We start from the raw sequence: 23,854 nt of genomic DNA on the forward strand, positions 1-23,854 counted from the left end.
ACCAACAGTCCCAACTGCCATTTCGCGACAACACCGCCGTCCACGGCAGGCCTCCGTCTCCTCCACTCCCGGCGGACGCGCTCGTCACAAGAGGTTCCGGATGCCTCAACGGCGGTCGAGCGATGTTCGTCACGTTGCACCGTGACCACCGTCAACGCCCCCGCCGCCGGCCCGTCTGCGCGCGTCCCGGACCGCCACCGCCGCCCCGCCGAGCACCGCCACCACGATCGCAGCTCCGACGGCCACATAGGTGGCGAGGCGGGCGTTGCGTTCGTCGGCGGTCTCACCGAGCGGGAGTTCGGCCGCCGCCGGGGCCTCGGCGCCGACCAGGCCCTCGCGGGGGCGGGGGGACTCGATCGGCCGGTCGTCCTCGGTCAGGGCGCGGACCGGGTCCACCACGCCCCAGCCGACCAACCGGTCGTGGCCGGCGGTCGTGCGTTCCGCGGTCTGCTCGATCTGGGCGACGATCTGGTGCCGGGTCCAGGTGGGGTGCTTGGCCTTGATCAGCGCGGCGACACCGGCGACGTACGGTGCGGAGAAGCTCGTGCCGTTGTCGGCGCAGTGGCCGCCCCGGGGGACGGTGGAGATCATGTCGACGCCCGGGGCGGCCACGTCGACGAAGTCGCCGGACTGGGAGAAGGACGCGCGTTCGTTGTTGCGGTCGGAGGCCGCCACGGCGAGTACGCCTTCGTAGGAGGCGGGGTAGGTCTTCTTGACGTTGCCGCCGAGTCCGTCGTTGCCCGCCGACGCCACGACGACGATCTCCCGGGCCAGGGCCTCGTCGACAGCCGCCTTCAGGTCCGGGTCCGGTTCGACGGCATTCGACGTGTCCTGGGAGATGTTGATGACGTCCGCCTTCGCCTGGACGGCGTAGCGGATCGCCTTGGCGAGGGTTTCGGTGTCACCGTGGCCCTCCGCGTCGTTCTGCTGAATCGGGATGACGGTCGCCCCGGGGGCCAGACCCACGAAACCGGTCTTGCCGACAGGCCGCGCGGCGATGATGCCGGCGACCTTCGTGCCGTGGCCGACGGTGTCGGTGGTGCCGTTCTCGGCGCCCCTCTTGATGGGGTCACCGTCCTCGTCCTTGAGGCCCTTGGGCAGGAAGTTGCGGCCGCTCTTCACGTCCACCGCGTTCTTCAGCTGCGGGTTGCGCACGTCGACGCCGGTGTCGATGACGGCGACCCGGACGCCCTCGCCCCTGGACTGGCTCCACAGCTCGTCGAGCTGGACGCGCTGGAGGGACCAGGGGCGCCCGGGGTAGGAGGCGTTGGGGTACTCGCAGCTGTCGGAGAAGGAGTCCGCCGCGGCGGAGGGTGGTGCGAGGACCACGGGGGCCGTCAGCAGGACGGCGGCGGCCGCCGTCCGCAGGAGGGCGAGGCGTGTGTGTCGCATGGCGGCGTCCTCCGTCACGAGCCCTGGGGCTGGCGCGCCGCCGCCGTGGACAGGCGGGGGCCCGTGGGGAGGTACGCGGACCAGGCGGCGGGGATGGGGGCGGGCTCCACGTCGGCGTATCCCAGGCGGGTCTGGGCCTGTTGGGCCTCCTGCTCCAGCCGCTTCCGGTCCTCGGCCGACATGCCGATGCCGGCGTCGTCGGTCGCGCTGTCCGCGTTGGACTGCAGTACGTACCGCAGGCCGGTGTCGGTGACCAGGAACACGGGGCCCGCTTTCGTCTCGGTGCCCTGGAACTGACGGTAGAGCTGGCCGGATCCGGGGGTGACGTAGGCGCTGGAGGAGGCGGCGGGGAGGTCGGCGGGGAAGTCGGCACCGGCCCACGTGGTGAGGGTGGTGGTGCCCTTGCCGTCGACACCGCGCAGCACATTGCAGACCGTGTTGCGGCTGCCCTTGGCGTCCGACGCCTCGTTGACCGCCCGGGGGGCGCCGGTGGGCCAGTCGTGCTCCGTGCCGAAGGGATCGCCCGGGACGATCGCGCCGGGGCTTGTCTCCAGCGCCTGTCCGGCCTGACCGACCTGCGCCAGGTCCTTGCTGAACAGCAGCAGTTGGGCGACGAACGCGGAGACCGGCGCGACCCGGCCGGGCAGCACGACGTAGTACTGCTCCTTGTTGTTGTCGAACGCCTTGAGGACAGTGCCGACCCTGTCGGCCGACGGGTCGAGCCTGCCGGGGGCGTTCGCGGGGGCGCCTGGGGTGCCCTCGATCCGGGGGAAGGTGACCGGGTCGCCCTCGTGCAGGGTCGCCAGCCACTCCCGGGACACCCGCTGGGGCTCGCGTCCGGAGCCGACGACCGTGCGCAGCAGCAGTTCCAGGTCCTCGCCGGTGTCCGCCTTGTCGACCTGGTAGGCCGTGCCACCCGGATCCACGACGAATCGTCTGCCGTCGGGGCCCGTCACGTAGAGCAGTTCGCCGCCGGACAGCTTCTCCTTGCCTTCGGTCAGCTTCTTCTCCCGGTCGGCGAGGACCAGCGCGGCCTTCTGGATGGACCGGCCGCCCGCACTGGGACGCTCGCAGACGGCCCAGCGCTTGGCGGCGCCCGCCTCCTTGTCGGAAGGCAGACGGTCGGGGGCGTACGGGATGCCGATGGTGACGCCGTGCGGGATCTTGCCGCTGTCCAGGAGGGATTCGCTGACGGTGACGACATCGCCCTTCTGGGGCGCCAGGAGGAGCTTGGCGGACGCCATGTTCAGCACGGGGTGCAGCTGGACTTCGTCACCGGTCTTCAGCACGACGTACCGGGTGGTCGACTCGCTGGCGATGATCACTTTCTCGTTCGGAGTGTCCCAGCCCTTCGGTGCCGTGGGTTTGAGCATGCCCCACGCGCCAAAGACCGCCATGACGATCACACCGATGATGATTCCGGGCACGACACCACGCAGGGGGCGTGGCGCGCCTTCCTCCGACCCCTGCGGGTACGACAGGACGAAAGCCGCGAGCAGGCGGCGCTTCGCGAAGGTGTAGGCGTTGAGCTGGTCCCGCCGAGATGCCATGGATGCGTGTCTCTCCCCGATTTCCGCCCGTTTTCCACCCGCGTTCCGCCGGGCGGCGCCGGAGGGCGCCATCCCCCGCCCGCCGCTGTCGGACCGGCCCCCTACTATGCCTGGTACGGAAGGCGGTACGGGGAGCGGGTAGGGTGCCGGGGCCCTCAACGGCCTGGTGCGCCGCTGGAATTCCAGCGAGCTGTAAGCAAATCGGGGGGATGAAGTGATTGCTTCCGGGACGCGGGTGCCGGGTCGCGGCCGGACACGGGCGGCGCGTGGCTCTGTCGATCCCGGGGCCGCGGCAGCACGGCAGGCGCCCGCGCGGGGCGGTCTCCGTCTCAGGACATCGACGGGCAGGCCAGGTTCGTCCCGGCTGCAACGGCTCGTCCTGCTGGAGCTCGGGGCCGCTGCCCTCGTCGTCGGGTGGGTGATCGACCCCCTCGCCCTGGTGCCCGCGGCCGCCGTCGCCGCCGTCCTGGTTCTGCTGGCCTTCGTACGCCGTCGGGGTCGCTCCCTGCCCGAGTGGATCGCCACGGCGCGAGGTCTGCGCGCCCGCCGGAAGAGCGCCGCGACACTGGTGATACCGCCCGGCACGGAGCCAGGTCTCGCCCCGGCCGTGGAGTGCGATCCGAGCCTGCGCACCGACACGTACGGCGGCCGGGAGCGACGGCCCGTGGGCATCGTCGGCGACGGGACGTTCGTCACCGCCGTGGTCCAGGTGGAGGCCGACGCCACCGTCCTGCGTGCCGAGCGGAGCCGACGGCCCCTGCCCCTGGCGTTGGTGCGGGACGCGCTCGAGGTCGACGACGTCCGCCTGGAGTCCGCGCAGATCGTGCTGCACACCCAGCCCGCGCCCGCGCTGCACCTGCCGCGCCAGTCCGTGGCCGTGAGCAACTACGCGCCGCTGCAGGAGCAGACGGGCGCCCCCGCGGTGCGCATCACCTGGATCGCTCTGAAGGTCGACCCGGAGCTGTGTCCGGAGGCGGTGGCCGCCCGGGGCGGTGGTGCGGTGGGGGCGCAGAAGTGCGTCGTGCGTGCCGCCGACCACCTGGCCAGCCGGATGACCGGGGCCGGTTTCCGTGCCACGGTTCTCGACGAGGAGGAACTGACCGCGGCGATCGCCACCTCGGCCTGCGCCAACCCTCTGGTGACGGCCGAGGCCGGGCGGGTGGACCGGCAGGACCGGCGCACCGAGGAGTCCGGCCGCAGCTGGCGCTGCGACAACAGGCGGCACACGACCTACTGGATCCGCAGGTGGCCCCCGCTGGGCGGCGACCGGGGAGTGTCCCTGCCCCAGTTCGTCGCGCGGGTCACGGCGGTGCCCGCGCTCGCCACGACCATCAGTCTCACCGTCGCGCGCGCGGACCGGCGGGAGATGTCGCTGAGCGGCCATCTGCGGGTCACCGGACGCAGCGCCGAGGAACTGGCCGCGGCACGGCGCGCGCTGGAGGAGTCCGCCCGGGGGGCGGGTGCGGTGCTGGCCCGGCTCGACCGGGAGCAACTGCCGGGCGTACTGGCCACTCTGCCCCTCGGAGGTGTCCGGTGACGGCGATGACGACGCATGTCGCTGACGGGGCCGGTGCGTACGGCATGCCCAGAGCGGCGGGAACGGCCGGAGGCGCACAACTCCCGGCCGGGGAACCACAGCAGGCATCCGGGCGGGCACGTGGTCTGCTGCGCACCGGCTTCGGCCTGCTGGGTCCGCGTCATGGACGGCACACCCTGTCCGCGGACGACCTGGACACGCTGACCCTGCCCATCGGGGACGACGGGGTGGTCATCGGCGTGGACGCGGAGGGACAGCCCGCCGTGCTCGGGCTGAACCGGCCCACGCCCTACGATGTCGTGCTGATCGGCGGCCTGTGGACCGCCCAGGTCTTCGCGCTGCGGGCCGCCGCGACCGGCGCGCGGGTGGCGGTGGAGACCGGACGGGCGCAGGCCTGGACGCAGTTGGTGCACGCGATGGGCGGCGGGCAGAACGGGCTCGCGGTGTACGACGTGGGGCGAGTGCCGCCGCAGGGCGCTTCGGCCGGTACTCCGGTGCTCGTGGTGCGGGACTGCGGTATGCGGCCGCCGCGGGGGCGCGTGGTGTCGGGGCCCTGGCAGTCGGTGCTGACCTTGCTGCCCTACCTCAGTCCCGTCGCGCCCCGGTTGGTGCGGCAGGCCCGGCTGGTGGGGGTGCAGCGGATATCACCGGGCGAGGCCGGGGAGCTGAGGCAGGCGATCGTGCTGCCCCGGGACGATGCCGATGCCCTGCCCACACTCGCCGACGGGGTGACCCTCTGGTGCGCCGACGGCGACCGGCAGTACGTGACGACCGTGCCCACCGATGCCGAGACCGGGCTGCTCGGCATGCCACGAAGGATGGACTGAGCGGGCGGGAAGGCGACGCCCGGGGTCTCGGTGTGCGGCGCCGTTTTCTCACCCTGTGTTCACGTCGTGCGCACACGACTGCCGCCCTTGTCCGATTTGCAGGTGGATGTCGGCCGACGCGCCGGGCGGTGTGGTGAGTTGCACGGCCGGGAGGGTTGAGGGAGGTGGCGGGACGGGCCTGCCGTGGCGGGGCGTGTGGTGATTAGGCTGGGAGTGGGCGTGACGTCGAAACCCGTGAATCGGGCGGCGGCGTCCCGGGTGAGCGCGGGGGAGGACCGGTGAAGCCGGGGGGATCCCGCACGACCTCGAGCGGCTTCGGACCACTGCGAAGCACTTCGGACGACACACACCGTCGCCCCAGCGTGGCATGAGGGTGCACGACCAACCAGGAGGAACTGTGAGCAGCGATCGGGACGGGACGCGCGGGGGCTGGGCGACACCCGGCGATGACCAGCCCGACGCGGAGGCCGTCGACACGACGGGCGACTTCACCATCGACTACGCGCCGCCGGCCTGGTACACGCAGAACGCTTCGGGGGGTTCGGAGACGGGGGCGTCGTCCCCTTCCTCGCCCTCCCCCGATTCCTCCGGTCCGTCCGCTTCCTCCGGTTCCGACGTCGCGCCTCCGTTGCCGTCCGCGGCTCCCGCCGCCGGGGGGCCGGTTCCGCCCGTGCCCGCGCCGCCTTCGGGGCCGCCGGTGGCCGTGCCCCGGCTTCCGGTCGGCAGCGGGTTCGAGCCCCAGCACTCGGATGCGGAGCCGGCGCAGCCGGAACCTGCCGACAACGGTGACCTGGAGAGCGGGGACACGATCCGGTTCTCCCCCGTCGCGTTGCAGCGCGAGGTCGCGGAGCGCGCGGCGGAGGAGAGCGAGGACGGCGCCGGGGCCGGGGCCGACGGCGCGGCTGATGACGACGCGGAGGCCGCGGTGACGTCCGCCGACGACGAGGCGGAGGCCGGTGAGGCCGCTGCCGGCACCTCCGACGCCGGTGCCGAACCGTCGGACGCGGAGGATGCGGCTGACGCGGAGGACTCGGAGGACGCGTCCGGTGGGTCCGACGAGGGCGAATCCGACGCCGTCGCCGTCGTTGCCGCCGACTCCGACGACACCGCTTCCGGCGCGGACGAGGAGGCCGAGGACACCGGCGCCGCGTCGGCAGAGCCCGAGTCCGAGCCCGAGGACGCGGTGCCCGCCGAGGACGTACCGGCGGTGGCCGAGCCTGAAGACGCCGAGCCGGTGAACGACGCCGTGCCCGTCGACGCACCGCCCGCCGGGCAGGCGGACGACGCGCCCCAGGACGCGGTTCCGGCCCCGGCCGACGCCGCGCCCGCCTGGACTCCCCCGGTGCCGCAGGTGCCTCCGGCTCCTCCGGGGTTCCCCGCCGCCCCGGCGCCCGCGGGCGAGTGGCCCGCGCAGCCGCCGCAGCAGCCGGCGGCGGCCCAGGAACCGCAGACCGCGCCCGGCCAGCAGCCGCCGTTCCAGCCGCAGGCGCCGCAGCCCGCGCCCGCCGCCTGGAACCCGCCGCCCGCGCCGCCGTCCGCCCCGCAAGCGGGATACGGCTTCCCGCCCGCCGGCCCGGCCGCCCAGCAGCCCGGTACTCCCCCCGCACCTGGCGCACCGACCGGCCAAGCCGCCGCGCAGCCGGGCACTCCTCACACCGCCCCGGCCGGTTACGGATTCCCGCCCGCCCAGCAGCCGGGTACTCCTACCGCGCCCGGCGCACCCGCCGGACACGACACACCGCAGCCCGGCACGCCGCCCACCCCCCAAGCCGGTTACGGCTTCCCCCCTGCCGCCCCGGCGGCCCAGCAGCCCCCCGCCCCACAACAGCCAGGCACACCACCCGCACCCGGCGCACCCGCCGGACACGACACCCCGCAGCCCGGCACGCCGAACGCCGCCCAGCCCGGCCCGAACGCCCCGCAGCAGCCCGGGACTTCGCCCGAGGCGGGCACGCAACCGCCCGCCGCCCCGACCGGTTACGGATTCCCGCCTGCCGGCCCGGCCGCCCGGCAGCCGGGCACTCCCCCCGCGCCACAGCAGCCGGGCACACCACCCGCACCCGGCGCACCCGGCGCCCCGCAGCCGGGCGCACCGAACGCCGCCCAGCCGCCCACCGCTCCGGCCGGTTACGGCTTTCCCCAGCAGCCGCCCGCGCCCGACCCGCAGGGTGGTCACGCCGCGCCTCAGCCCGGCGGCCCGACGCCCCCGGCCGGATACGGCTTTCCGCCCGCCGGGGCCGCTCCGGGTACCCCCGCTCCCCCGGGGCCGCAGCAGCCCGTCGATCCCCGGCTCGGGGCCGCCTGGCCGCAGCCCGTTCAGCACGACCAGCGACAGCCGGTCAACCCCGGTGCCGCGCCCCTCGGTTACACGGCGGCCGTGGAGCTGTCGTCCGACCGGCTGCTGAACAGCAAGAAGCAGAAGGCGAAGAGCAGCCGTGCCGGATCCGGCGGTTCGCGTTTCAAGCTGGGCGGCAAGAAGGAGGAGGCGGAGCGGCAGCGGAAGCTGGAGCTGATCCGTACGCCGGTGCTGTCCTGCTACCGCATCGCCGTGATCAGCCTCAAGGGCGGCGTCGGCAAGACGACCACCACCACGGCTCTCGGCTCCACCCTCGCCACCGAGCGGCAGGACAAGATCCTCGCGATCGACGCCAACCCGGACGCCGGTACGCTCGGCCGCCGGGTGCGGCGCGAGACCGGGGCGACCATCCGTGACCTGGTCCAGGCGATCCCGTACCTCAACTCCTACATGGACATCCGGCGGTTCACCTCGCAGGCGTCCTCCGGTCTGGAGATCATCGCCAACGACGTGGACCCGGCCGTGTCGACGACGTTCAACGACGAGGACTACCGGCGCGCGATCGACGTGCTCGGCAAGCAGTACCCGATCATCCTCACCGACTCGGGCACGGGCCTGCTCTACAGCGCGATGCGCGGGGTGCTGGACCTCGCCGACCAGCTCATCATCATCTCCACGCCGTCCGTGGACGGTGCCAGCAGCGCCAGTACGACGCTGGACTGGCTGTCCGCGCACGGGTACGCGGACCTGGTCTCGCGGTCCCTGACGGTCATCTCGGGGGTGCGCGAGACCGGCAAGATGATCAAGGTCGACGACATCGTGGCGCACTTCCGGACCCGGTGCCGGGGCGTGCTCGTCGTACCGTTCGACGAGCATCTGGCCGCCGGTGCGGAGGTCGACCTGGACATGATGCGGCCGAAGGTGCGGGAGGCGTACTTCAACCTCGCGGCGATGGTCGCGGAGGACTTCGTACGGCACCAGCAGGCACACGGGCTGTGGACGTCCGACGGCAACCCGCCGCCGGTCGCCGCCCCGCCGCTGCCGGGACAGCCCGTCCCCGGTCAGCCTCCGGTCCCCGGTCAGCCCGTGCCGGGGCAGCCCGTGCCGGGTCAGCCGGGCCCGTATCCGCAGCAGCCTCCGCCCGGACAGCCGTACGCCCAGCCGGGCCAGCAGCCGGGATACCCGCCCGCGCCGCCCGGACACCCTGGGCAGCCCGGTCAGGCGTATCCGCAGCACCCGGGCCAGCCCTATCCGCCCCAGCCCGGGCACCCCGGCCAGTAGGGTCCCGCGCCCGTCCCACACGCCCGAGCGGCCCCTTCTCCGGAAGGGGCCGTTCCCGCGTGCGGGCCGGGCGCGCGCTCGTCATCAGGCCCTGGCCTGGGGCGCGTCAGTGGTGTCGACCAATGGGCGCAAAACACCTACCGGCGTGATGTTTGCGCAGGCCACACGGGGTGTATGCGCCGTTGACGCTCGCAGTGGTCGCTGATAGACACACACATCACCCATCTGATCAACCCGTCCTTCCCGTGCGAGCGATGACGCGAGGTCAGCGACCATGGAAACGAATGATCGGCACGGCGGCTCCCGCCGCACCCGGCTCGTCCTGGCGGCCGGCGCGGCCGCGCTCACGCTCTGCGCGGGACTCGCCACCCCCCTCAACCCGGCGCCGCGGCAGGCCGAGGCGGCCGACGACGGCAAGAAGGTGCTGACCGTCGCGGTGGCCCAGAGCGTCGACTCGCTCAGCCCGTTCCTGGCGGTGCGGCTGCTGAGTACGAGCATCCACCGGCTCACCTACGAGTACCTGACCGCCTACGACCCCGAGGACAACCATGTCGTCCCGGGGCTGGCCACCGAGTGGGAGTCGTCGCCCGACAAGTTGACCTGGACATACACCATCCGCTCCGACTCCACGTGGTCGGACGGTGTGCGGGCCACCGCCGAGGACGCGGCCTGGACGTTCACCACGATGATGACCGACCGGGGCGCCGCCACCGCGAACGGCAGCTTCGTCGCCAACTTCGAGAAGGTGACCGCGCCGAGCCCCACCAAGCTGGTCATCGAGCTGAAGAAGCCGCAGGCCACGATGACCGCACTGGACGTGCCGATCGTGCCGCGGCATGTGTGGGAGAAGGTCGACGACTACGCGAAGTTCAACAACGACAAGGACTTCCCGATCGTCGGCAACGGGCCGTTCGTCCTGACCGACTACAAGGCGGACAGCTATGTGCGACTGAAGGCCAACAAAAACTTCTGGCGCGGCGCGCCGAAGTTCGACGAGCTGGTCTTCCGTTACTACAAGGACCAGGACGCGGCGGTGTCGGCGCTGCGCAAGGGCGAGGTGTCGTTCGTCGCCGGGTCGCCCTCCCTGACGCACGCCCAGGCCGAGTCGCTGAAGAAGGACGAGAACATCCACGTCAACGACGCCCCGGGCCGCCGCTTCTACGCCCTCGCCACCAACCCGGGGGCGAAGGCGAAGAACGGCGAGAAAATGGGTGACGGGCACCCCTCGCTGCTCGACCAGCGGGTGCGCAACGCGCTGTTCAGGGCGGTGGACCGCAAGACCGTCATCGACAAGGTGTTCCAGGGGCACGCCGTGGAGGGGGCGGGTTACATCCCGCCGCGCTTCTCGCAGTACTTCTGGGAGCCGTCGCCCGGCCAGGAGCTGGCGTACGACCCGGCGGAGGCGGCCCGGCTGCTCGACGAGGCCGGTTACCGGAAGAACGGTGACGGCAAGCGGGTCGGCAAGGACGGCAAGCCGATCGTCTACAGGGTGCTGTGCCATGCGACCGACCCGAACGACAAGGCGATCGGGCAGTATCTGGAGGAGTGGTGGGGCGATCTCGGTATCGGGGTGACGCTCAACTGCCTGGACAACGTGACCGATCCCTGGCTGGCCGGCGAGTACGACCTCGCCTTCGACGGCTGGTCGGTCAACCCCGACCCGGACTTCGTCCTGTCCATCCACACCTGCGCCGCGCTGCCGGCGACACCGGAGGAGACCGGCGCGACCGACAACTTCATCTGCGACAAGAAGTTCGACGAGCTCTACGCCCGGCAGCTCGCCGAGTACGACGCCGGTGAACGGGCGAAGATCGTCAAGCAGATGGAGTCGCGGCTGTACGACCTCGGGTACATGAACATCATGGCGTATCCGAACGCGGTCGAGGCGTATCGCACGGACCACATCGAGTCGATCACCACCATGCCGGCGAAGGCGGGCAACATCTACGGGCAGGACGGCTACTGGAGTTGGTGGTCGGCGGTGCCGGCGGACTCCGCGGACACGGGCGGTGGCGCGTCGTCGACGGGTGTGGTCGTCGGGATCGTCGCGGGTGCCGTCGCTCTCGCGGGGCTGGGGGCGTTCGTCGCGCTGCGGCGACGGGCCACGGCCGATGACCGCGAGTAGCCGGCGGACGGGGCCCCATGACCTCTGACGCGACATCGGGAACATCGGCATCGGTCGGCGGGAGCACGGGGGCCGCCGCGGGGCCGGTGAAGGAGGGGCCCGCGGCCGGGCGCGGGCCCCGCGGCGGCCGCCGGGCCACCGCCTATCCGCGGTATGTGGCGGGCAAGGTGGCGGGCGCGGCCGTGTCCCTGCTCGCCGTCCTCGTCACCAGCTTCTTCCTGTTCCGGCTGATCCCCGGCGATCCGGTGAAGTTCATGACCGGGGGCCGGCAGGTGTCGGCCGAGCAACTGGCGGCGTACCGGGAGCAGTTCGGTCTTGATCTGCCGTTGTGGCAGCAGTTCACCGACTACTGCGGCAAGGCACTGACCGGTGATCTGGGGACGTCGTACCAGTTCAACGCGCCCGTGGTCGACAAGATCACGGAGGCGCTGCCGAACACGCTGCTGCTGACCGGCACCGCCTTCGTGCTGTACACGGTGCTCGGCATCGTCCTCGGCACCCGGTCGGCGTGGCGGAACGGGCGGTTCGGGGACCGCTTCCACACCGGGCTCGCGCTGGTGCTGTACTCCCTGCCGTCGTTCTGGCTGGGGCTGCTGCTCATCGTCACCCTGTCGGTCGGCATCGGCCCGCTGCCGGGGCTGTTCCCGACCGGCGGCATGGAGTCGGGCGGTGGTGAAGCGGGCTTCGCGTACGCCGTGGACGTGGCGCACCATCTCGTGCTGCCGGTGGTGACACTGGTGGCGGTGGAGTACGGGCAGACGCTGCTGGTGACGCGGTCGGCGCTGCTGGACGAGATGGGCAGCGACTATCTGACGACGGCGCGGGCGAAGGGGCTGCGCGACGATCTCGTACGACGGCGGCATGCCGTGCCCAACGCGCTGCTGCCGACCGTGACGCTGATCTTCATCAACCTCGGGCGGACGGTGGCGGGCGTGATCCTGGTGGAGACGGTCTTCTCCTGGCCGGGGCTGGGCGGGCTGTTCTACCAGGCGCTGAGCGTGCCCGATCTGCCGCTGGTGCAGGGGCTGTTCTTCGTGTTCGCCGCCGCGGTGATCGTGATGAACACGCTCGCCGATCTGATCTATCCGCTGTTCGATCCCCGGGTGGGCCGATGACGACCGAGAAGGTGCCGGACGCGGGTGCCGGCGGCCTGGCGTGGCAGCGGCGCCGGGCGTCGGCCGCGCGTTTCTGGCGGCAGTACCGTACGCACCGGGCCGGTGTCCTCGGCCTGTCGACACTGGCGCTGTTCGTGCTGCTCGCCGTGGCCGCTCCGCTGCTCGTCGGCTCCGACGTGGCCGACGTGACCGGGGCGCCGGGCGGTCCGCTGGAGCGGCCGAGCGCCGAACTCCCCTTCGGTGCCGACCGGTTCGGGCGCGATCTGCTCGGCCTGGTGATCTGGGGCGCCCGGGTGTCGCTGCTGGTGGGGCTGCTCGCGGCCGTGCTGTCGGTGGCGATCGGGATGGTGATCGGGGTGACGGCGGGGCACTTCGGGGGGTGGTACGCGACGGTGATGATGCGGATCACCGACTGGTTCCTGGTGATGCCGACGCTGGTGCTGGCGATCGCGCTGGCCACGGTGATGTCCCGCTCGCTGCTGACCATCGTCGTGGCGATCGGGGTGACGACCTGGCCGACCACGGCCCGGCTGGTGCGGGCGCAGACGCTGGCGGTGGAGACCCGCCCGTACATCGAGCGGGCGCGGGCGCTCGGCGGCGGGCACTGGCACATCATGTCCCGGCATGTGCTGCCCAATGTCATGCCGTTGGTGCTGGCGCAGACGACGCTGATCATCTCCTCGGCGATCCTGGCGGAGGCGACGCTGGCCTTCCTCGGGCTCGGTGATCCGACGGTGGTGTCGTGGGGCGGGCTGTTGCAGGACGCCCGGGAGGCGGGGGCGGTCAGTGCCGGGCACTGGTGGTATCTGGTGCCGCCGGGCATCGCCATCGCACTGGTGGCGCTGGCGTTCACGCTGTGCGGGCGTGCCGTGGAGTCCGTGCTCAACCCCCGGCTGGGGGTGACGCGTTGAGCCTGCTGGACGTCAGAGGGCTGACGGTGACGTACCCGGGCGGGGCGGAGGCCGTGCGCGGGGTGGACCTGCGGCTGGACGCGGGCCGGAAGCTGGGGCTCGCGGGTGAGTCGGGCTGCGGCAAGTCCACGCTGGCGCTGGCCCTGCTGCGGCTGTTGCCCGCGGGGACCCGGGTGGGCGGACGGGTCCTGCTGGACGGCGAGGACGTGCTGTCCATGAAGTGGGGCCGGGTACGGGCGGTCCGCTGGGCCGGGGCGTCGATCGTGTTCCAGGGGGCGATGCACTCCCTCAACCCCGTGCGGCGCGTCGGCGACCAGATCGCCGAGCCGGTACTGCTGCACCGGAAGGCCACGCCGGCGGGGGCGCGGATGAAGGCCGGGGAACTGCTGGAGCACGTCGGTCTTCCGGCCGCGCGTGCGGCGGCGTACCCGCACGAGCTGTCCGGCGGGCAGCGGCAGCGCGTCATGATCGCCATGGCGCTGGCCTGCGATCCGCGGCTGATCGTCGCCGACGAGCCGACGACGGCGTTGGACGTGATGGTGCAGGCGCAGATCCTGCGGCTGATCGAACGGCTGGTGGCGGAGCAGGGTGTGGGGCTCATCATGATCAGCCACGATCTGGCGGTGCTGGCCGGCACGTGTGACCGGCTCGCGGTGATGTACGCGGGACGGGTGGTCGAGGAGGGTCCGGCGGCGCGGGTGTACGAGGCCGCCCGCCACCCGTACGCCCAGGCGCTGTCGGCGGCGTTCCCGCGCGTCGGCGACCCGGCGTCCCGCTTCGCGCCCCGCGGTCTGCCGGGCGATCCCCCGGACCCGACGGCCCTGCCACCGGGCTGCGCGTTCCATCTCCGCTGCCCCGTCGCCCTGTCTTCCTGCGGCTCGGAGGACCAGCCCCTCCGCACCACGGCCCCGGACCACCGGGCGGCGTGCGTACGGGTGACCCCGGAGTTCGTGAAGAGCGGCACTCCGGACTCCGGGGGCGGGCAGGAGGGGGCGCCGCCGCCGGTGCCGGAGGGCGGGCGGGCGATGTCCCTTCCGGACGGGGAGGGCGGGTCGCCGGAGGCCCGCCCGAACGCGGGGAACGGGCGGGCGGGGGCCCACTCGGGCTCCGGAGCATCCGGGGCCGCGCCGGACGCCGAAGACGAGGCGGCAGAGGCGCAGCCGGGCCCCAAGGGCGCACCGGCCGGGCTCGCGCCGGATGCCGAGGACGGGTCGTCGGACGGCCTGCTGGACGCCGGGGGCAGGCAGCCGGAGGCGCAACCGGACGCAGGCGCTCCCGCCAGGCCCGTGCCACACACCGAATACCGGCCGCCCGAGACCCCACCGGTCACCGAGGGCAGCCGAGCGAAGGAGAGCGCGCCGGAGACCGAGGACGGAGCGGCAGAGGGCCTGCCGAACATTCAGGGCAGGCAGCCGGACGCGGCAGGCCCACCGGCCGAGTCCGCGTCGGATCCCGACGCCGGGACGGCGGAGACCCTGCCCAACACCGAGGGCAGGCAAGCGGAAGCCACGCCTGGCGCCGGGGGCGGCCCGGCCGGGGTCCCCGGAGGGGGTGCGACGGATACCCAGCCGGGCGGCGTCGCTGGACGGGCACACGCCCCGTCCCGCGCGCAGGACGAACAGGCCCAGGCAACACCCCACACAGCCGACGGAGCAGCCGGCGACCGGCCGAGTGCCGCCGGTGGACAGGCACACGCCCCGTCCCGCGCGCAGGACGAACAGGCGCAGGCAGTACCGGACGCAGCGGGTGCTCAGCCGGGGGGCGTTGGTGGGCGGGCGAGAGGTCTGCTGGGTGCGGAGGACGGACGAGCGGGGGCGGACGTGGCGAGGGAGTCGGGGCCGGGGGGCGTGGTGGGCGGTTCGGAGTCGGGGGGAGGGGGTGGCTCATGAGCCGGGCCGCGTTGCTCGCGGCGCGGGGTGTGCGCGTCGAGTTCCCGGGGCGGCACGGGGCGCCGGACGCCCGTGCCGTGGACGGTGTCGACCTGGACGTCCGGGCCGGCGAGATCGTCGCCCTGGTCGGTGAGTCGGGCTGCGGCAAGACGACGCTGGCCCGCACCCTGCTGGGCCTGGTCGAGCCGACGGCGGGCCGGGTGGAGTTCGACGGGCGGCCGCTGGCGTACTCCGGGCGCGCCTTGAAGGCGTACCGCAGGCGTGTGCAGCTGGTGTTGCAGGACCCGAGCGGCTCGCTCAATCCGCGGCACACGGTGTACGACGCGGTGGCCGAGGGGCTGCGGATCCACCGCTACGGCGGTGACGAACGGGCCGCCGTGGCTGACGCGCTGGCCCGCGCCGGGCTGCGGCCGCCGGAGCGCTTCTTCCTGCGCTATCCGCACGAGCTCTCCGGCGGGCAGCGCCAGCGTGTGGTGATCGCGGGCGCGCTGGTGCTGGAGCCCGAACTCCTCGTCGCCGACGAACCGGTCGCCTCGCTGGACGCGTCGGTCCGTGGGGAGATCCTGGCCCTGCTCCTCCGGCTGCGCGCCGAACTGGGCCTGTCCGCGCTGGTGGTCACGCACGACCTCGGGCTGGCCTGGAACATCGCCGACCGGGTCGCGGTGATGTATCTCGGCAGGATCGTGGAGACCGGGGCGGTGGAGCAGGTCCTGACGGCGCCCCGGCACCCGTACACCCGCTCCCTGCTGTCGGTCCTTCCCGAGGCACCGGGCGAACCGGTGGTCCTCACCGGCGAGACCCCTGACCCCTCCCGCATCCCCTCCGGCTGCCGTTTCCACGCCCGCTGCCCCGTTCTGGCGAGCGGCGAGGCGGAGCGTGCGGGGGTGGCGCAGGCGTGCCGGAGCCGGGACCCGGGGATCCTCGGGGGCGGCGACGCGGCCCGGGTGGCGTGCCACTGGGCGCACGCCGTGGCGGAGGAGAAGAACCGGCAGACCGGTACCGGCTGATCATTCCTTCTCGGCGGCCGCCACCAGTTCCCTGCAGCGCTCGACGTCCGCGGCCATCTGTTCCATCAGCGCGTCGAGCGTGTCGAACTTCGCCTGGCCGCGCACGAAGGCCAGGAAGTCGACGGCGACGTGGAGGCCGTACAGGTCGAGGCCGACGCGGTCGATGGCGTACGCCTCGACCGTGCGCTCGGTGCCGTCGAACTGCGGGTTGGTGCCGACGGAGATCGCGGCCGGCATGGCCTCGCCCTGGGCGTGCAGCCAGCCGGCGTAGACGCCGTCGGCGGGGATGGCGGTGTGCGGGAGGGTCTCGACGTTGGCCGTGGGGAAGCCCAGGTCACGGCCGCGCTGGGCGCCCCGGACGACGACGCCCTCCACCCGGTGCGGCCGGCCCAGGATCTCGGCGGCGCCCTCCACGTCTCCCTCGGCGACGAGGCGGCGGGTGAGCGTCGAGGAGAACGGCTCGCCGCCGCCCGCCGCACCGGACACGTACAGGTCGACGACCTCGACGTCGAAGTCGTAGATCTCGCCCTGCTCGGCGAGGAACTCCACGGTGCCCGCGGCCTTGTGGCCGAAGCGGAAGTTGGGGCCCTCGACGACCGCCTTGGCGTGCAGCTTGTCGACCAGGACCTTCCCCACGAAGTCGGCGGCGGACAGCCGGGAGAACTCGGTGGTGAAGGGCAGGATCAGCACCGCGTCCACGCCCAGCTCAGCCATGAGTTCGGCGCGCCGGTGGTGCGGGGCGAGCAGCGGGGGGTGGCTGCCCGGGCGGACGACCTCGCTCGGGTGCGGGTCGAAGGTGACGACCACCGCCGGAATGCCGAGGGCGCGGGCCCGGTCCACGGCGTGCCGGATGATCAGCTGGTGCCCGCGGTGCACTCCGTCGTAGGAGCCGATGGTGACGACGCTGCGCCCCCAGTCCTGGGGGATGTCCTCCAAGCCACGCCAGCGCTGCACTGTGCCTGCTCCTTGTCGAAAACCTTGCCGGACGGACCCGGGTCCGCGGACTTCTCTGCGCAGCTCTAAGGGTGCCATGCCGCGTGCCGGGGGCTCGCATCGGCATGGTCACCGTGTGCCGGGTGGCACGGCCGCCCGGGAGGCGGACGGGCACGCTCCGACCCGCCCGCTCAGACCGGCGCGCTCAGACCGGCACGGTCAAGACCCGCACGCTCGGACCGGCACGCCGAGGCCCGCGAGGTTCTCGATCATCCGGCGGGTGTCGGTGCCCACGAGCGTGGCCCATTCGCGCGGCGCGTCGGCCAGCCAGCCGGCCACGGCGGCGGCGAAGCCGGGGACATGGCGGCTCAGCTCGGTCAGGCAGCGGTCGAAGCGGGCGGCGCCGACCGGGGTGCGGGCCAGGTGCAGCCCGGTGCGGTGGACGAGGACGCGCAGTTCGGGGCCGGAGTTGCGGGCGGCGGACCGCAGCACCGCGTCGAGCACGGCGGGGTCGGACTCGCGGGCGAGCAGGCAGTCCAGCAGTTCGCGGCGGAGCGGGCGGGAGCCGGAGGTCCCGGGCGCGGCGAGGATGCCGGCGAGGACCACCCGCAGCGGCTGCGGACCGTCGTCCAGCAGTCCGGTGAGCAGGGCGCGCAGTACGGCGCGGTCGGCGGGGCCGCCCCGGTCCAGCCGCCGGTCGGCGTACGCGGCCACGTGCCCGGTCAGCTCGGGCCGCCGCTCCACGGTGTCGCGTACGACCGCGGCGATCCGGCGGGCCAGGGCGGGGGTGGCGGCGTCGGCGAGGGCGTGGAGGGTGCCGGCCGGGTCCGCCGTCCGTGCCAGCCGGGCGCGGAAGGCGTCGAGCACCGGCTCGGGATGGGTGACGAGGGCGTCGGTCAGCGCGCCCGAAGGGAGGTGGGGGTCGCCGTCGGCGAAGTGGGCCAGGGCCCGCGCGAGGTGCCGGTCCCTGCTGTCCGGGTCGCGGACGAGGAGGGCGAGCGCCCCGCCGTGCAGCTCGCGGTCGGCGCTGCGGACGAGGACGGTCAGGGCGGTGTACCTCAGCAGGGTGCGGTCCGTGCGGTCGCGCGCGTGGGGTGCGGCCAGCAGGCCGTAGGCGATGGCGGCGGCCCGGCGCGCGGGGCGTTCGTCCTTCGACCAGCGGTCGGCGGCCCGGCACAGGGCCGCGGGCTCCTCCTCCGCCAGGACGGTGAGCAGCTGGTCGGCCCGGCGGTGCGCGCTGTCCGCGAGGACGTCCGTCAGCGCGTCGATGGCCGCGTGCCGGTGGGTGTGCAGCAGGGCCTGCGCGGCCGTCGCGACGGTGGCGTGCGGGGTGGCGGGCAGCGGCCGGTCGTCCTCGAACCAGCGGACCAGGTACGGCAGTACGGACCCCGGGTCGGCGGTGAGGAGCCGGGCTGCGGCGTCGAGGAAGCGGGGTCCGCGCTCGCACGGGGGGCCGTCGGCGTGCACCAGCCGGCGCAGCAGGGCGCACCGTGCTTCCAGCGGCAGGGCCAGCGCGGTCCAGAAGGCGGGGCCCAGTTCCGGCGGCACGGTACGGCGCTGCTCCCGCCACGCCACGATGCGGTCGGTCAGCAGCCGCAGCACATCCGTGTACGGCGTCGCGTCGGGCAGCCGGGCGAGCGTGCCGGTGAGCAGGCGGGCGGCCCACCACGAGCCGGGGTCGGCATCGAGGGCGTGCGTCAGGTCCGCGAGGCGGGAGGCGAGGCGTCCGGTGCCGTGCTGGCGGGCGAGGAGCAGCAGGGCCTGGACGACGGGGCCGACGCGGTGGTGCGGTACGGCGCCGGGGCCGTGGGGTCCGGGGCGGTCGTGGACCAGGGCGCGCAGGGCGCCGTCCACGTCGAGGTGGGCGCCCTGGAGCCAGTCGGCGAGTGCGTCGTGGGCGAAGCGGTAGCCGGTGCCGGCCGGGACGAGGAGGCCCTCGTCGAGGACGGCCGCGGCCCAGCCGGTGACCCCGCCAGGCAGGTCCGGGGCCCGCCCCGCCGGGAACACGGCCTCGAACGTCTCCGGGTCCAGCCCGCCGTGCCCGGCGGCAAGGCTCCTGCGGGCGGCCTCGTGCACCTGCCCGGCCGCCTTGGCCGCCAGCCGTCGTACGGCGGTGCCCCGGAGCCCGTGGGCGGCGGCGAGACGGGTGGCGATGCGCAGGCACATCAGGTCCAGGTGGGCGGCGAACACGTCGTCGCGGCCGACGGGGACGTCCGGGTCCGGGGTGCCCTCCGCCAGGCCGGCCCGCACCTCGGCGAGCAGCCGCAGGGTGAGGGGGTGGCGGGCGTCGGGGTCCGCGAGCGCGCCGTCGGGGACGCCGTGGCGGGCCCGGGCCTCCCTGGCCTCTCCGGGGGTGAGGTCGCCCAGGACCACGCACGGGGGGAGTCCCTCGGGCCGGGGTCCGCCGGCGTGCAGCGCCTCCTCCGGGAACCCCGCCTCCTCCCAGAATTCCTCACGGCACGCCACCACCAGCCGCGCTCCCGACGCCCGCAGCCATCGCGCGGTCCCCGCGGTCCAGTCGGCGAGGCGGTGGAAGAGGGTCGGCGGCATCTGTTCGGGGTCGTCGAGGAGCACGAGCAGGGGGGCGCCGACGGTACGGGCGAGCCGGGCGAGGCGGTCCGGGGCCAGGTCTCCGAGAGCGTCCGGTGTGACGGCGAACGGGGTGCGGGAGGCGGCGACGACCGCGGCGGCCCGGTCCAGCGCGCGGCGGGCGGCGTCCTCCACCGTGCGGTCGTCCTCCCGCAGATCGGCGCCACGCAGCCACAGCGTGGGCCGTCCGGCCCGGTGACGGCGGGCGGCGAACTCCGCCAGTTCGGTGGTGCGCCCGCTGCCGGGCCGCCCGACGAGGCCCAGCACGACGGGCCGCCCACCCCGCTCGAACGCGGCGAACTCCGCGAGTGCGGCCCGCCGTTCCACGGGGCGGGGCGAGGACGTCGGTGCGCCGGGAGGGCTTGGCGGGGAACCGAACGCGGCGGAGCCTGCGCGGCCCGCGCCCGGCCGGCCTGGCGCGGTGCCCGGGCGGCCCTCACCCGGCCGGACTGCGGATGGGCTCGGGCGGCCCACGCCCGGCCAACCCACCACCGGGCCCGCGCAGCCCGCCGAGGAGTCTCCACAGCCCACGGAAACCTCCGACCGACCCACTGACCCGCCCGTGCGGTCCACACCCGACCGGACTACCGACGGGCCCGTGCAGCCCACGCCCGGCCAACCCACCACCGGGCCCGCCCGGCCCGCCGAGGAGTCTGCACAACCCGCGGAAACCTCCGACCAACCCACTGACCCGCCCGCGCCGCCCTCACCCGACCGGACTACCGAGGGGCCCCTGCGGTCCTCGCCCGACCGGACTGCCGAGGGGCCCGTGCAGCCCACGCCCGGCCAACCCACCACCGGGCCCGCGCAGCCCGCCGAGGAGTCTCCACAGCCCACGGAAACCTCCGACCGACCCACTGACCCGCCCGTGCGGTCCACACCCGACCGGACTACCGACGGGCCCGTGCAGCCCACGCCCGGCCAACCCACCACCGGGCCCGCGCAGCCCGCCGAGGAATCTCCACAACCCACGGAAACCTCCGACCAGCCCACTGACCCGCCCGTGCGGCCCGTGGAAGGACCCGGACCGCCGCCCTCTGCCGAGCCCGCGCGGTCCGTCAACGGGGTGGCGCAGCTCGCCGGGCGGCCACTGCGGCCCGCAGACGGGTCCGGGCAACCCGTCGCCGGCCCCGGACAGGAGGTCGCGAGGCCCGTACAGTCCCCGGCCTCGGCCGTGCACCCCGACGGGTCCGCCGTATGCGCCGCGGACGGGCCCGTGAGACGTGCCGTGGTGCCGGTGGGTCCCTCGGTCGCGTCCCCGCGGCCCGCCCGGCCACCGGTAAGGGTGTCCGAGGCACCGGAGCGCCCTCCCCCGCCGCACCCCTGCGGCGCGCCCGCAGAGTCCGCGTCGGTGCCCATGCGCGCGGGGGTGGCACCGATGTGTCCCGCCGACGGAACCGTGTGGCCCGCCCAGGCGTCGGTACGCCCACCCGCACCCCACGAAGTGCCCGGGAACCCCGCCGGGGGATTCGCCCAGCCCGTCCCGCCGCCGGTGAGCGCGGCTCCCAGCCCCGCCGGGGGAGGCGCCCCGCCGCCGACACACGTGGCCGTCGTCGTGAGGCGTACGACGCCGGCGAGGTTGAGGTCGGGGCCGTACGCGGGGACCGTTGCCGTGTTCTCGGCGAGGAGCCGGGCGAGGGCGGGGTTCGCGCGGGTGAGCGGTACCGCGAAGCCCACGTCGCTGTCGGCCGAGCGGAGTGCCGTGCCCAGGACGCCGAGCACGGTGCCGGTGTCGGCGTCGAGCACGGGGCCGCCCGCCGTGCCGCCGCCCAGGCGCAGCGCGTCCCGGCCGGCGGTGCCGACGGCGAGCTCCAGGGCGCGGTCGACGGGGTGGGCGCGGTCGGTGGCCGTGTAGGTGACGGCGGTGGTTCCCAGCACGCGCGCCTCGCGCCACCCTCCGGCGGCGATCCGCACGTACGTGCCTCGCGCGACGTCCTCCCGCCCGGAGACCGGCAGGGGTGCCACCCCGAGCCCCTCGCTGCGTACGAGGGCCAGGTCTAGCTCCGGCAGCGGGGTCACGGCGTCGGCGGTCACCACGCAGCGGCGGCGGCCCCCGGCCGCGTACAGCACGAGCCGGGGCAGCCCGTCGACGGCCTCATGGCTGGTGATCACCGTGCCGTGGTGGTCTGCCACGAACCCCGCACCGCGCGGGCGGCCCGCAAGATCGTGGAGACGGACCAGGCCGTCGTTCTCCCCAGGCCGCTCCGGCCGCTCGGGTCCCCCGGCCCCCTCCCCGTGGGTCTGCGCGGCGGGAACGGGGAAATACGGCGGTGGCTGCTCCGCGGCCCAGGAAGGGCGGGGACGGCCTGCCCCCTCCGCGCGCCCCGGGTGCTCACGTGCCCCGTAGTGTGACGGCATCCTCGATGCCTCCCGCCGTACATCCGTGCCCTCACCTGCGACGGTAGGGCCGGAATGATCAGCGGGACAGATCGGCCGGCGAACGCGCCCCCTTCCACTCCCCCGGTTCACTCCGAGCGCCCGCTATTACGGGTGAACAGGCAGGCGTGGATGGATACACCCTAGGGGTGGGGGAACCGAGGGGGGACCGTGGAGCGGCGGCATGTCCATCCCCGTGGCGCCGCTCCACGGGCGGTTGGGTGCGACCGGTCGGCCCGTGCACCGGGTGCGCCCGTGCACCGGTCGGCCCATGCGCCGGGTCCGCCCGTTCACCCGGGTCCGCCCCTCAGCCGAAGACGGCCAGGCTCTTGGCCTTGCCCCGGTGTTCCTCGACGAGCGCCAGGAAGCGGCCCCCGGGGCCGAACACGGCCACGGCTCCCGCGCCCGCGTACTCCTCGGGCATCTCCAGCCGCACCCCGTTGGTGAGCAGCCGGGCCCGCCGTTCGTCGACGTCCCAGCGGGGGAACGCGGCGGCGGCCGCCTCGGCGATCGGCATCACGGTCAGCTCCTCCTGGAGCTGGTCCAGCGTCCTCGCGGACTCCAGCTTGTACGGGCCGACGCGGGTGCGGCGCAGCGCGGTGAGGTGGCCGCCCACGCCCAGGGCGGCGCCCAGGTCGCGGGCGAGGGCGCGGATGTAGGTGCCGGAGGAGCAGGTGACCGAGACCACGAGGTCGAGCACGGTGGTGCCGTCCTCGGCGGCCGTCCCGCGCACGTCGTGGACGGTGAAGGACGAGACGGTGACCGGCCGCGCGGGGATGTCGAACTCCTCGCCCTCCCGCGCGCGCTTGTAGGAGCGCACCCCGTTGATCTTGATGGCGCTGACCCGGGACGGCACCTGCATGATGTCGCCGGTCAGCCCGGCGATGGCGGCGTCGACGGCCTCACGGGTGATGCCGGCGGCGTCGGTGGAGGAGGTGATCTCCCCCTCGGCGTCGTCGGTGAGCGTGTTCTGCCCGAGCCGGACGGTGCCGAGGTACTCCTTCTCGGTCAGCGCGAGGTGGCCGAGGAGCTTGGTGGCCTTCTCGACGCCGAGGACGAGGACGCCCGTAGCCATCGGGTCGAGGGTGCCGGCGTGGCCGACGCGCCGGGTGCGGGCGATGCCGCGCATCTTGGCGACCACGTCGTGCGAAGTGAAGCCCGACGGCTTGTCGACGATGACAAGGCCGTCGGGCGTGGTGGGCTGCTGGGTCATTCGGCGGTGTCGTCCGTCTCGTCGTCTTCCGGCTTGCGGTACGGGTCGGCGCCGCCGGCGTACGAGGCGCCCGCGGACGCCTCGCGCACCTTCGCGTCGGACTGGCGTGCCTTGTCGAGGAGGTCCTCGATGGTGCGCGCGGTGTCCGGCAGGGCGTCCATGACGAAGGTCAGGGTCGGCGTGAACTTCACCCCGGCCGCCCGGCCGACCTCGGAGCGCAGCACGCCCTTGGCGCTCTCCAGGCCCGCCGCGGCGGCCTTGCGCTCCTCGTCGTCCCCGTACACGGTGTAGAAGACGGTCGCCTCCCTGAGGTCACCCGTGACACGGGTGTCCGTGATGGTGACGTGCGAGCCGAGCCGCGGGTCCTTGATCCCGCGCTGCAGCTTCTGGGCCACCACCTCTCGGATGAGGTCCGCCAGCCTTTTCGCCCGCGCGTTGTCGGCCACTGGTCCGTCTCCCGTTCTTTGCTGTCTGTGTTTCTCTGCGGCTGTGGTCGTCAGTCGTCTTCACCGTGGAGGCGCCGCCTGACGGACAGCAGCTCCACCTCGGGGCGCCCGGCGACCAGCCGCTCGCACCGGTCCAGTACGTCGCTGAGGTGCCCCGCGTCGCCGGACACCATGGCCAGGCCGATGACGGCCCTGCGATGGAGGTCCATGTGTTCCACCTCGGCCGCGCTCACCGCGTACTTGCGCTGGAGATCGGCGACGATCGGGCGGACGACGGAGCGCTTCTCCTTCAGCGACCGTACGTCGCCGAGGAGCAGGTCGAAGGACAGCGTCCCCACATACATGTGTGCAACCGGTTCACCCGCCG

The 23,854-nt window shown here is 74.0% G+C and carries 13 protein-coding genes and 3 pseudogenes; 8 read left to right on the forward strand and 8 right to left on the reverse strand.

Going from position 1 to position 23,854, the window contains the following annotated elements; translation table 11 throughout:
* Positions 1-129: 129 nt before the first annotated feature.
* Together mycP and eccB are read right to left on the reverse strand one after the other, a co-directional pair.
* The gene (gene mycP, locus AC5L3C_RS09765; protein WP_125503928.1) at positions 130-1,392 is read right to left on the reverse strand and encodes a type VII secretion-associated serine protease mycosin; all 1,263 of its coding nucleotides are present in this window, start codon (positions 1,390-1,392) and stop codon (positions 130-132) included.
* A gap of 14 nt (positions 1,393-1,406) precedes the next feature.
* Entirely contained in the window at positions 1,407-2,942 is a 1,536-nt protein-coding gene (gene eccB / locus AC5L3C_RS09770; protein WP_125503929.1) for a type VII secretion protein EccB, read from the reverse strand.
* 217 nt (positions 2,943-3,159) lie between these two features.
* Here eccB and eccE point away from each other — a divergent pair, with 217 nt between their 5' ends.
* From eccE to AC5L3C_RS09810, 8 genes and pseudogenes are all read left to right on the forward strand, one after another.
* Positions 3,160-4,479 (forward strand): type VII secretion protein EccE, encoded by a 1,320-nt coding sequence (gene eccE, locus AC5L3C_RS09775; RefSeq protein WP_493653800.1) that lies wholly within the window; start codon positions 3,160-3,162, stop codon positions 4,477-4,479.
* A complete protein-coding gene (locus AC5L3C_RS09780) occupies positions 4,476-5,306 on the forward strand; it encodes a hypothetical protein (RefSeq protein WP_493648457.1) in 831 nt (276 codons plus the stop codon). Before eccE ends, AC5L3C_RS09780 begins: the two co-directional genes overlap by 4 nt.
* A gap of 397 nt (positions 5,307-5,703) precedes the next feature.
* Positions 5,704-8,883 carry an SCO5717 family growth-regulating ATPase gene (locus tag AC5L3C_RS09785; RefSeq protein WP_493648459.1) on the forward strand — a complete coding sequence of 1,060 codons (3,180 nt, stop codon included), beginning with the start codon at positions 5,704-5,706 and terminating at the stop codon, positions 8,881-8,883.
* 274 nt (positions 8,884-9,157) lie between these two features.
* Positions 9,158-11,008, forward strand: a complete 1,851-nt coding sequence (locus AC5L3C_RS09790) for an ABC transporter substrate-binding protein (protein WP_493648462.1) — start codon at positions 9,158-9,160, stop codon at positions 11,006-11,008.
* A 17-nt stretch (positions 11,009-11,025) separates the two neighbouring features.
* On the forward strand, positions 11,026-12,123 hold the full coding sequence (locus tag AC5L3C_RS09795; protein ID WP_493648463.1) for an ABC transporter permease: 1,098 nt from the start codon (positions 11,026-11,028) through the stop codon (positions 12,121-12,123).
* The gene (locus AC5L3C_RS09800) at positions 12,120-13,034 is read left to right on the forward strand and encodes an ABC transporter permease (RefSeq protein ID WP_493648465.1); all 915 of its coding nucleotides are present in this window, start codon (positions 12,120-12,122) and stop codon (positions 13,032-13,034) included. The genes AC5L3C_RS09795 and AC5L3C_RS09800 overlap by 4 nt, the downstream gene beginning before the upstream one ends.
* Positions 13,031-13,978 (forward strand): annotated as a pseudogene (locus tag AC5L3C_RS09805) (ABC transporter ATP-binding protein); the annotation flags it as partial. The gene AC5L3C_RS09800 and the pseudogene AC5L3C_RS09805, both read left to right, overlap by 4 nt.
* 941 nt (positions 13,979-14,919) lie before the next feature.
* Complete coding sequence (locus tag AC5L3C_RS09810) at positions 14,920-15,930, forward strand: ABC transporter ATP-binding protein (protein WP_125503935.1); 1,011 nt, start codon at positions 14,920-14,922, stop codon at positions 15,928-15,930.
* Here the strand turns inward: AC5L3C_RS09810 and AC5L3C_RS09815 are convergent, their stop codons facing one another.
* The 6 genes and pseudogenes from AC5L3C_RS09815 to AC5L3C_RS09840 all read right to left on the reverse strand — a co-directional run bounded on the left by AC5L3C_RS09815 (position 15,931) and on the right by AC5L3C_RS09840 (position 23,831).
* Entirely contained in the window at positions 15,931-16,884 is a 954-nt protein-coding gene (locus tag AC5L3C_RS09815; RefSeq protein ID WP_125503936.1) for a bifunctional riboflavin kinase/FAD synthetase, read from the reverse strand. It abuts the gene before it with no gap.
* A 198-nt stretch (positions 16,885-17,082) separates the two neighbouring features.
* A pseudogene (locus AC5L3C_RS09820) lies at positions 17,083-19,812 on the reverse strand (serine protease); the annotation flags it as partial.
* A 1,152-nt stretch (positions 19,813-20,964) separates the two neighbouring features.
* Positions 20,965-21,810: pseudogene (locus AC5L3C_RS09825) on the reverse strand (S1 family peptidase); the annotation flags it as partial.
* 325 nt (positions 21,811-22,135) lie between these two features.
* Positions 22,136-23,041, reverse strand: a complete 906-nt coding sequence (gene truB / locus AC5L3C_RS09830) for a tRNA pseudouridine(55) synthase TruB (RefSeq protein WP_493648467.1) — start codon at positions 23,039-23,041, stop codon at positions 22,136-22,138.
* Positions 23,038-23,487 carry a 30S ribosome-binding factor RbfA gene (gene rbfA / locus AC5L3C_RS09835; RefSeq protein ID WP_125503938.1) on the reverse strand — a complete coding sequence of 150 codons (450 nt, stop codon included), beginning with the start codon at positions 23,485-23,487 and terminating at the stop codon, positions 23,038-23,040. Before rbfA ends, truB begins: the two co-directional genes overlap by 4 nt.
* A 50-nt stretch (positions 23,488-23,537) precedes the next feature.
* Entirely contained in the window at positions 23,538-23,831 is a 294-nt protein-coding gene (locus tag AC5L3C_RS09840; protein WP_493648469.1) for a DUF503 domain-containing protein, read from the reverse strand.
* Positions 23,832-23,854: the final 23 nt, after the last annotated feature.

The sequence above is a fragment of the Streptomyces speibonae genome (genome assembly GCF_984686075.1).

Coding starts and splice junctions, on each gene's coding strand:
- mycP (WP_125503928.1), bottom strand. CDS start 1,392: ATGCGACACACACGCCTCGCCCTCCTGCGGACGGCGGCCGCCGCCGTC.
- eccB (WP_125503929.1), bottom strand. CDS start 2,942: ATGGCATCTCGGCGGGACCAGCTCAACGCCTACACCTTCGCGAAGCGC.
- AC5L3C_RS09790 (WP_493648462.1), top strand. CDS start 9,158: ATGGAAACGAATGATCGGCACGGCGGCTCCCGCCGCACCCGGCTCGTC.
- AC5L3C_RS09795 (WP_493648463.1), top strand. CDS start 11,026: ATGACCTCTGACGCGACATCGGGAACATCGGCATCGGTCGGCGGGAGC.
- AC5L3C_RS09800 (WP_493648465.1), top strand. CDS start 12,120: ATGACGACCGAGAAGGTGCCGGACGCGGGTGCCGGCGGCCTGGCGTGG.
- AC5L3C_RS09810 (WP_125503935.1), top strand. CDS start 14,920: ATGAGCCGGGCCGCGTTGCTCGCGGCGCGGGGTGTGCGCGTCGAGTTC.
- truB (WP_493648467.1), bottom strand. CDS start 23,041: ATGACCCAGCAGCCCACCACGCCCGACGGCCTTGTCATCGTCGACAAG.
- AC5L3C_RS09840 (WP_493648469.1), bottom strand. CDS start 23,831: ATGTATGTGGGGACGCTGTCCTTCGACCTGCTCCTCGGCGACGTACGG.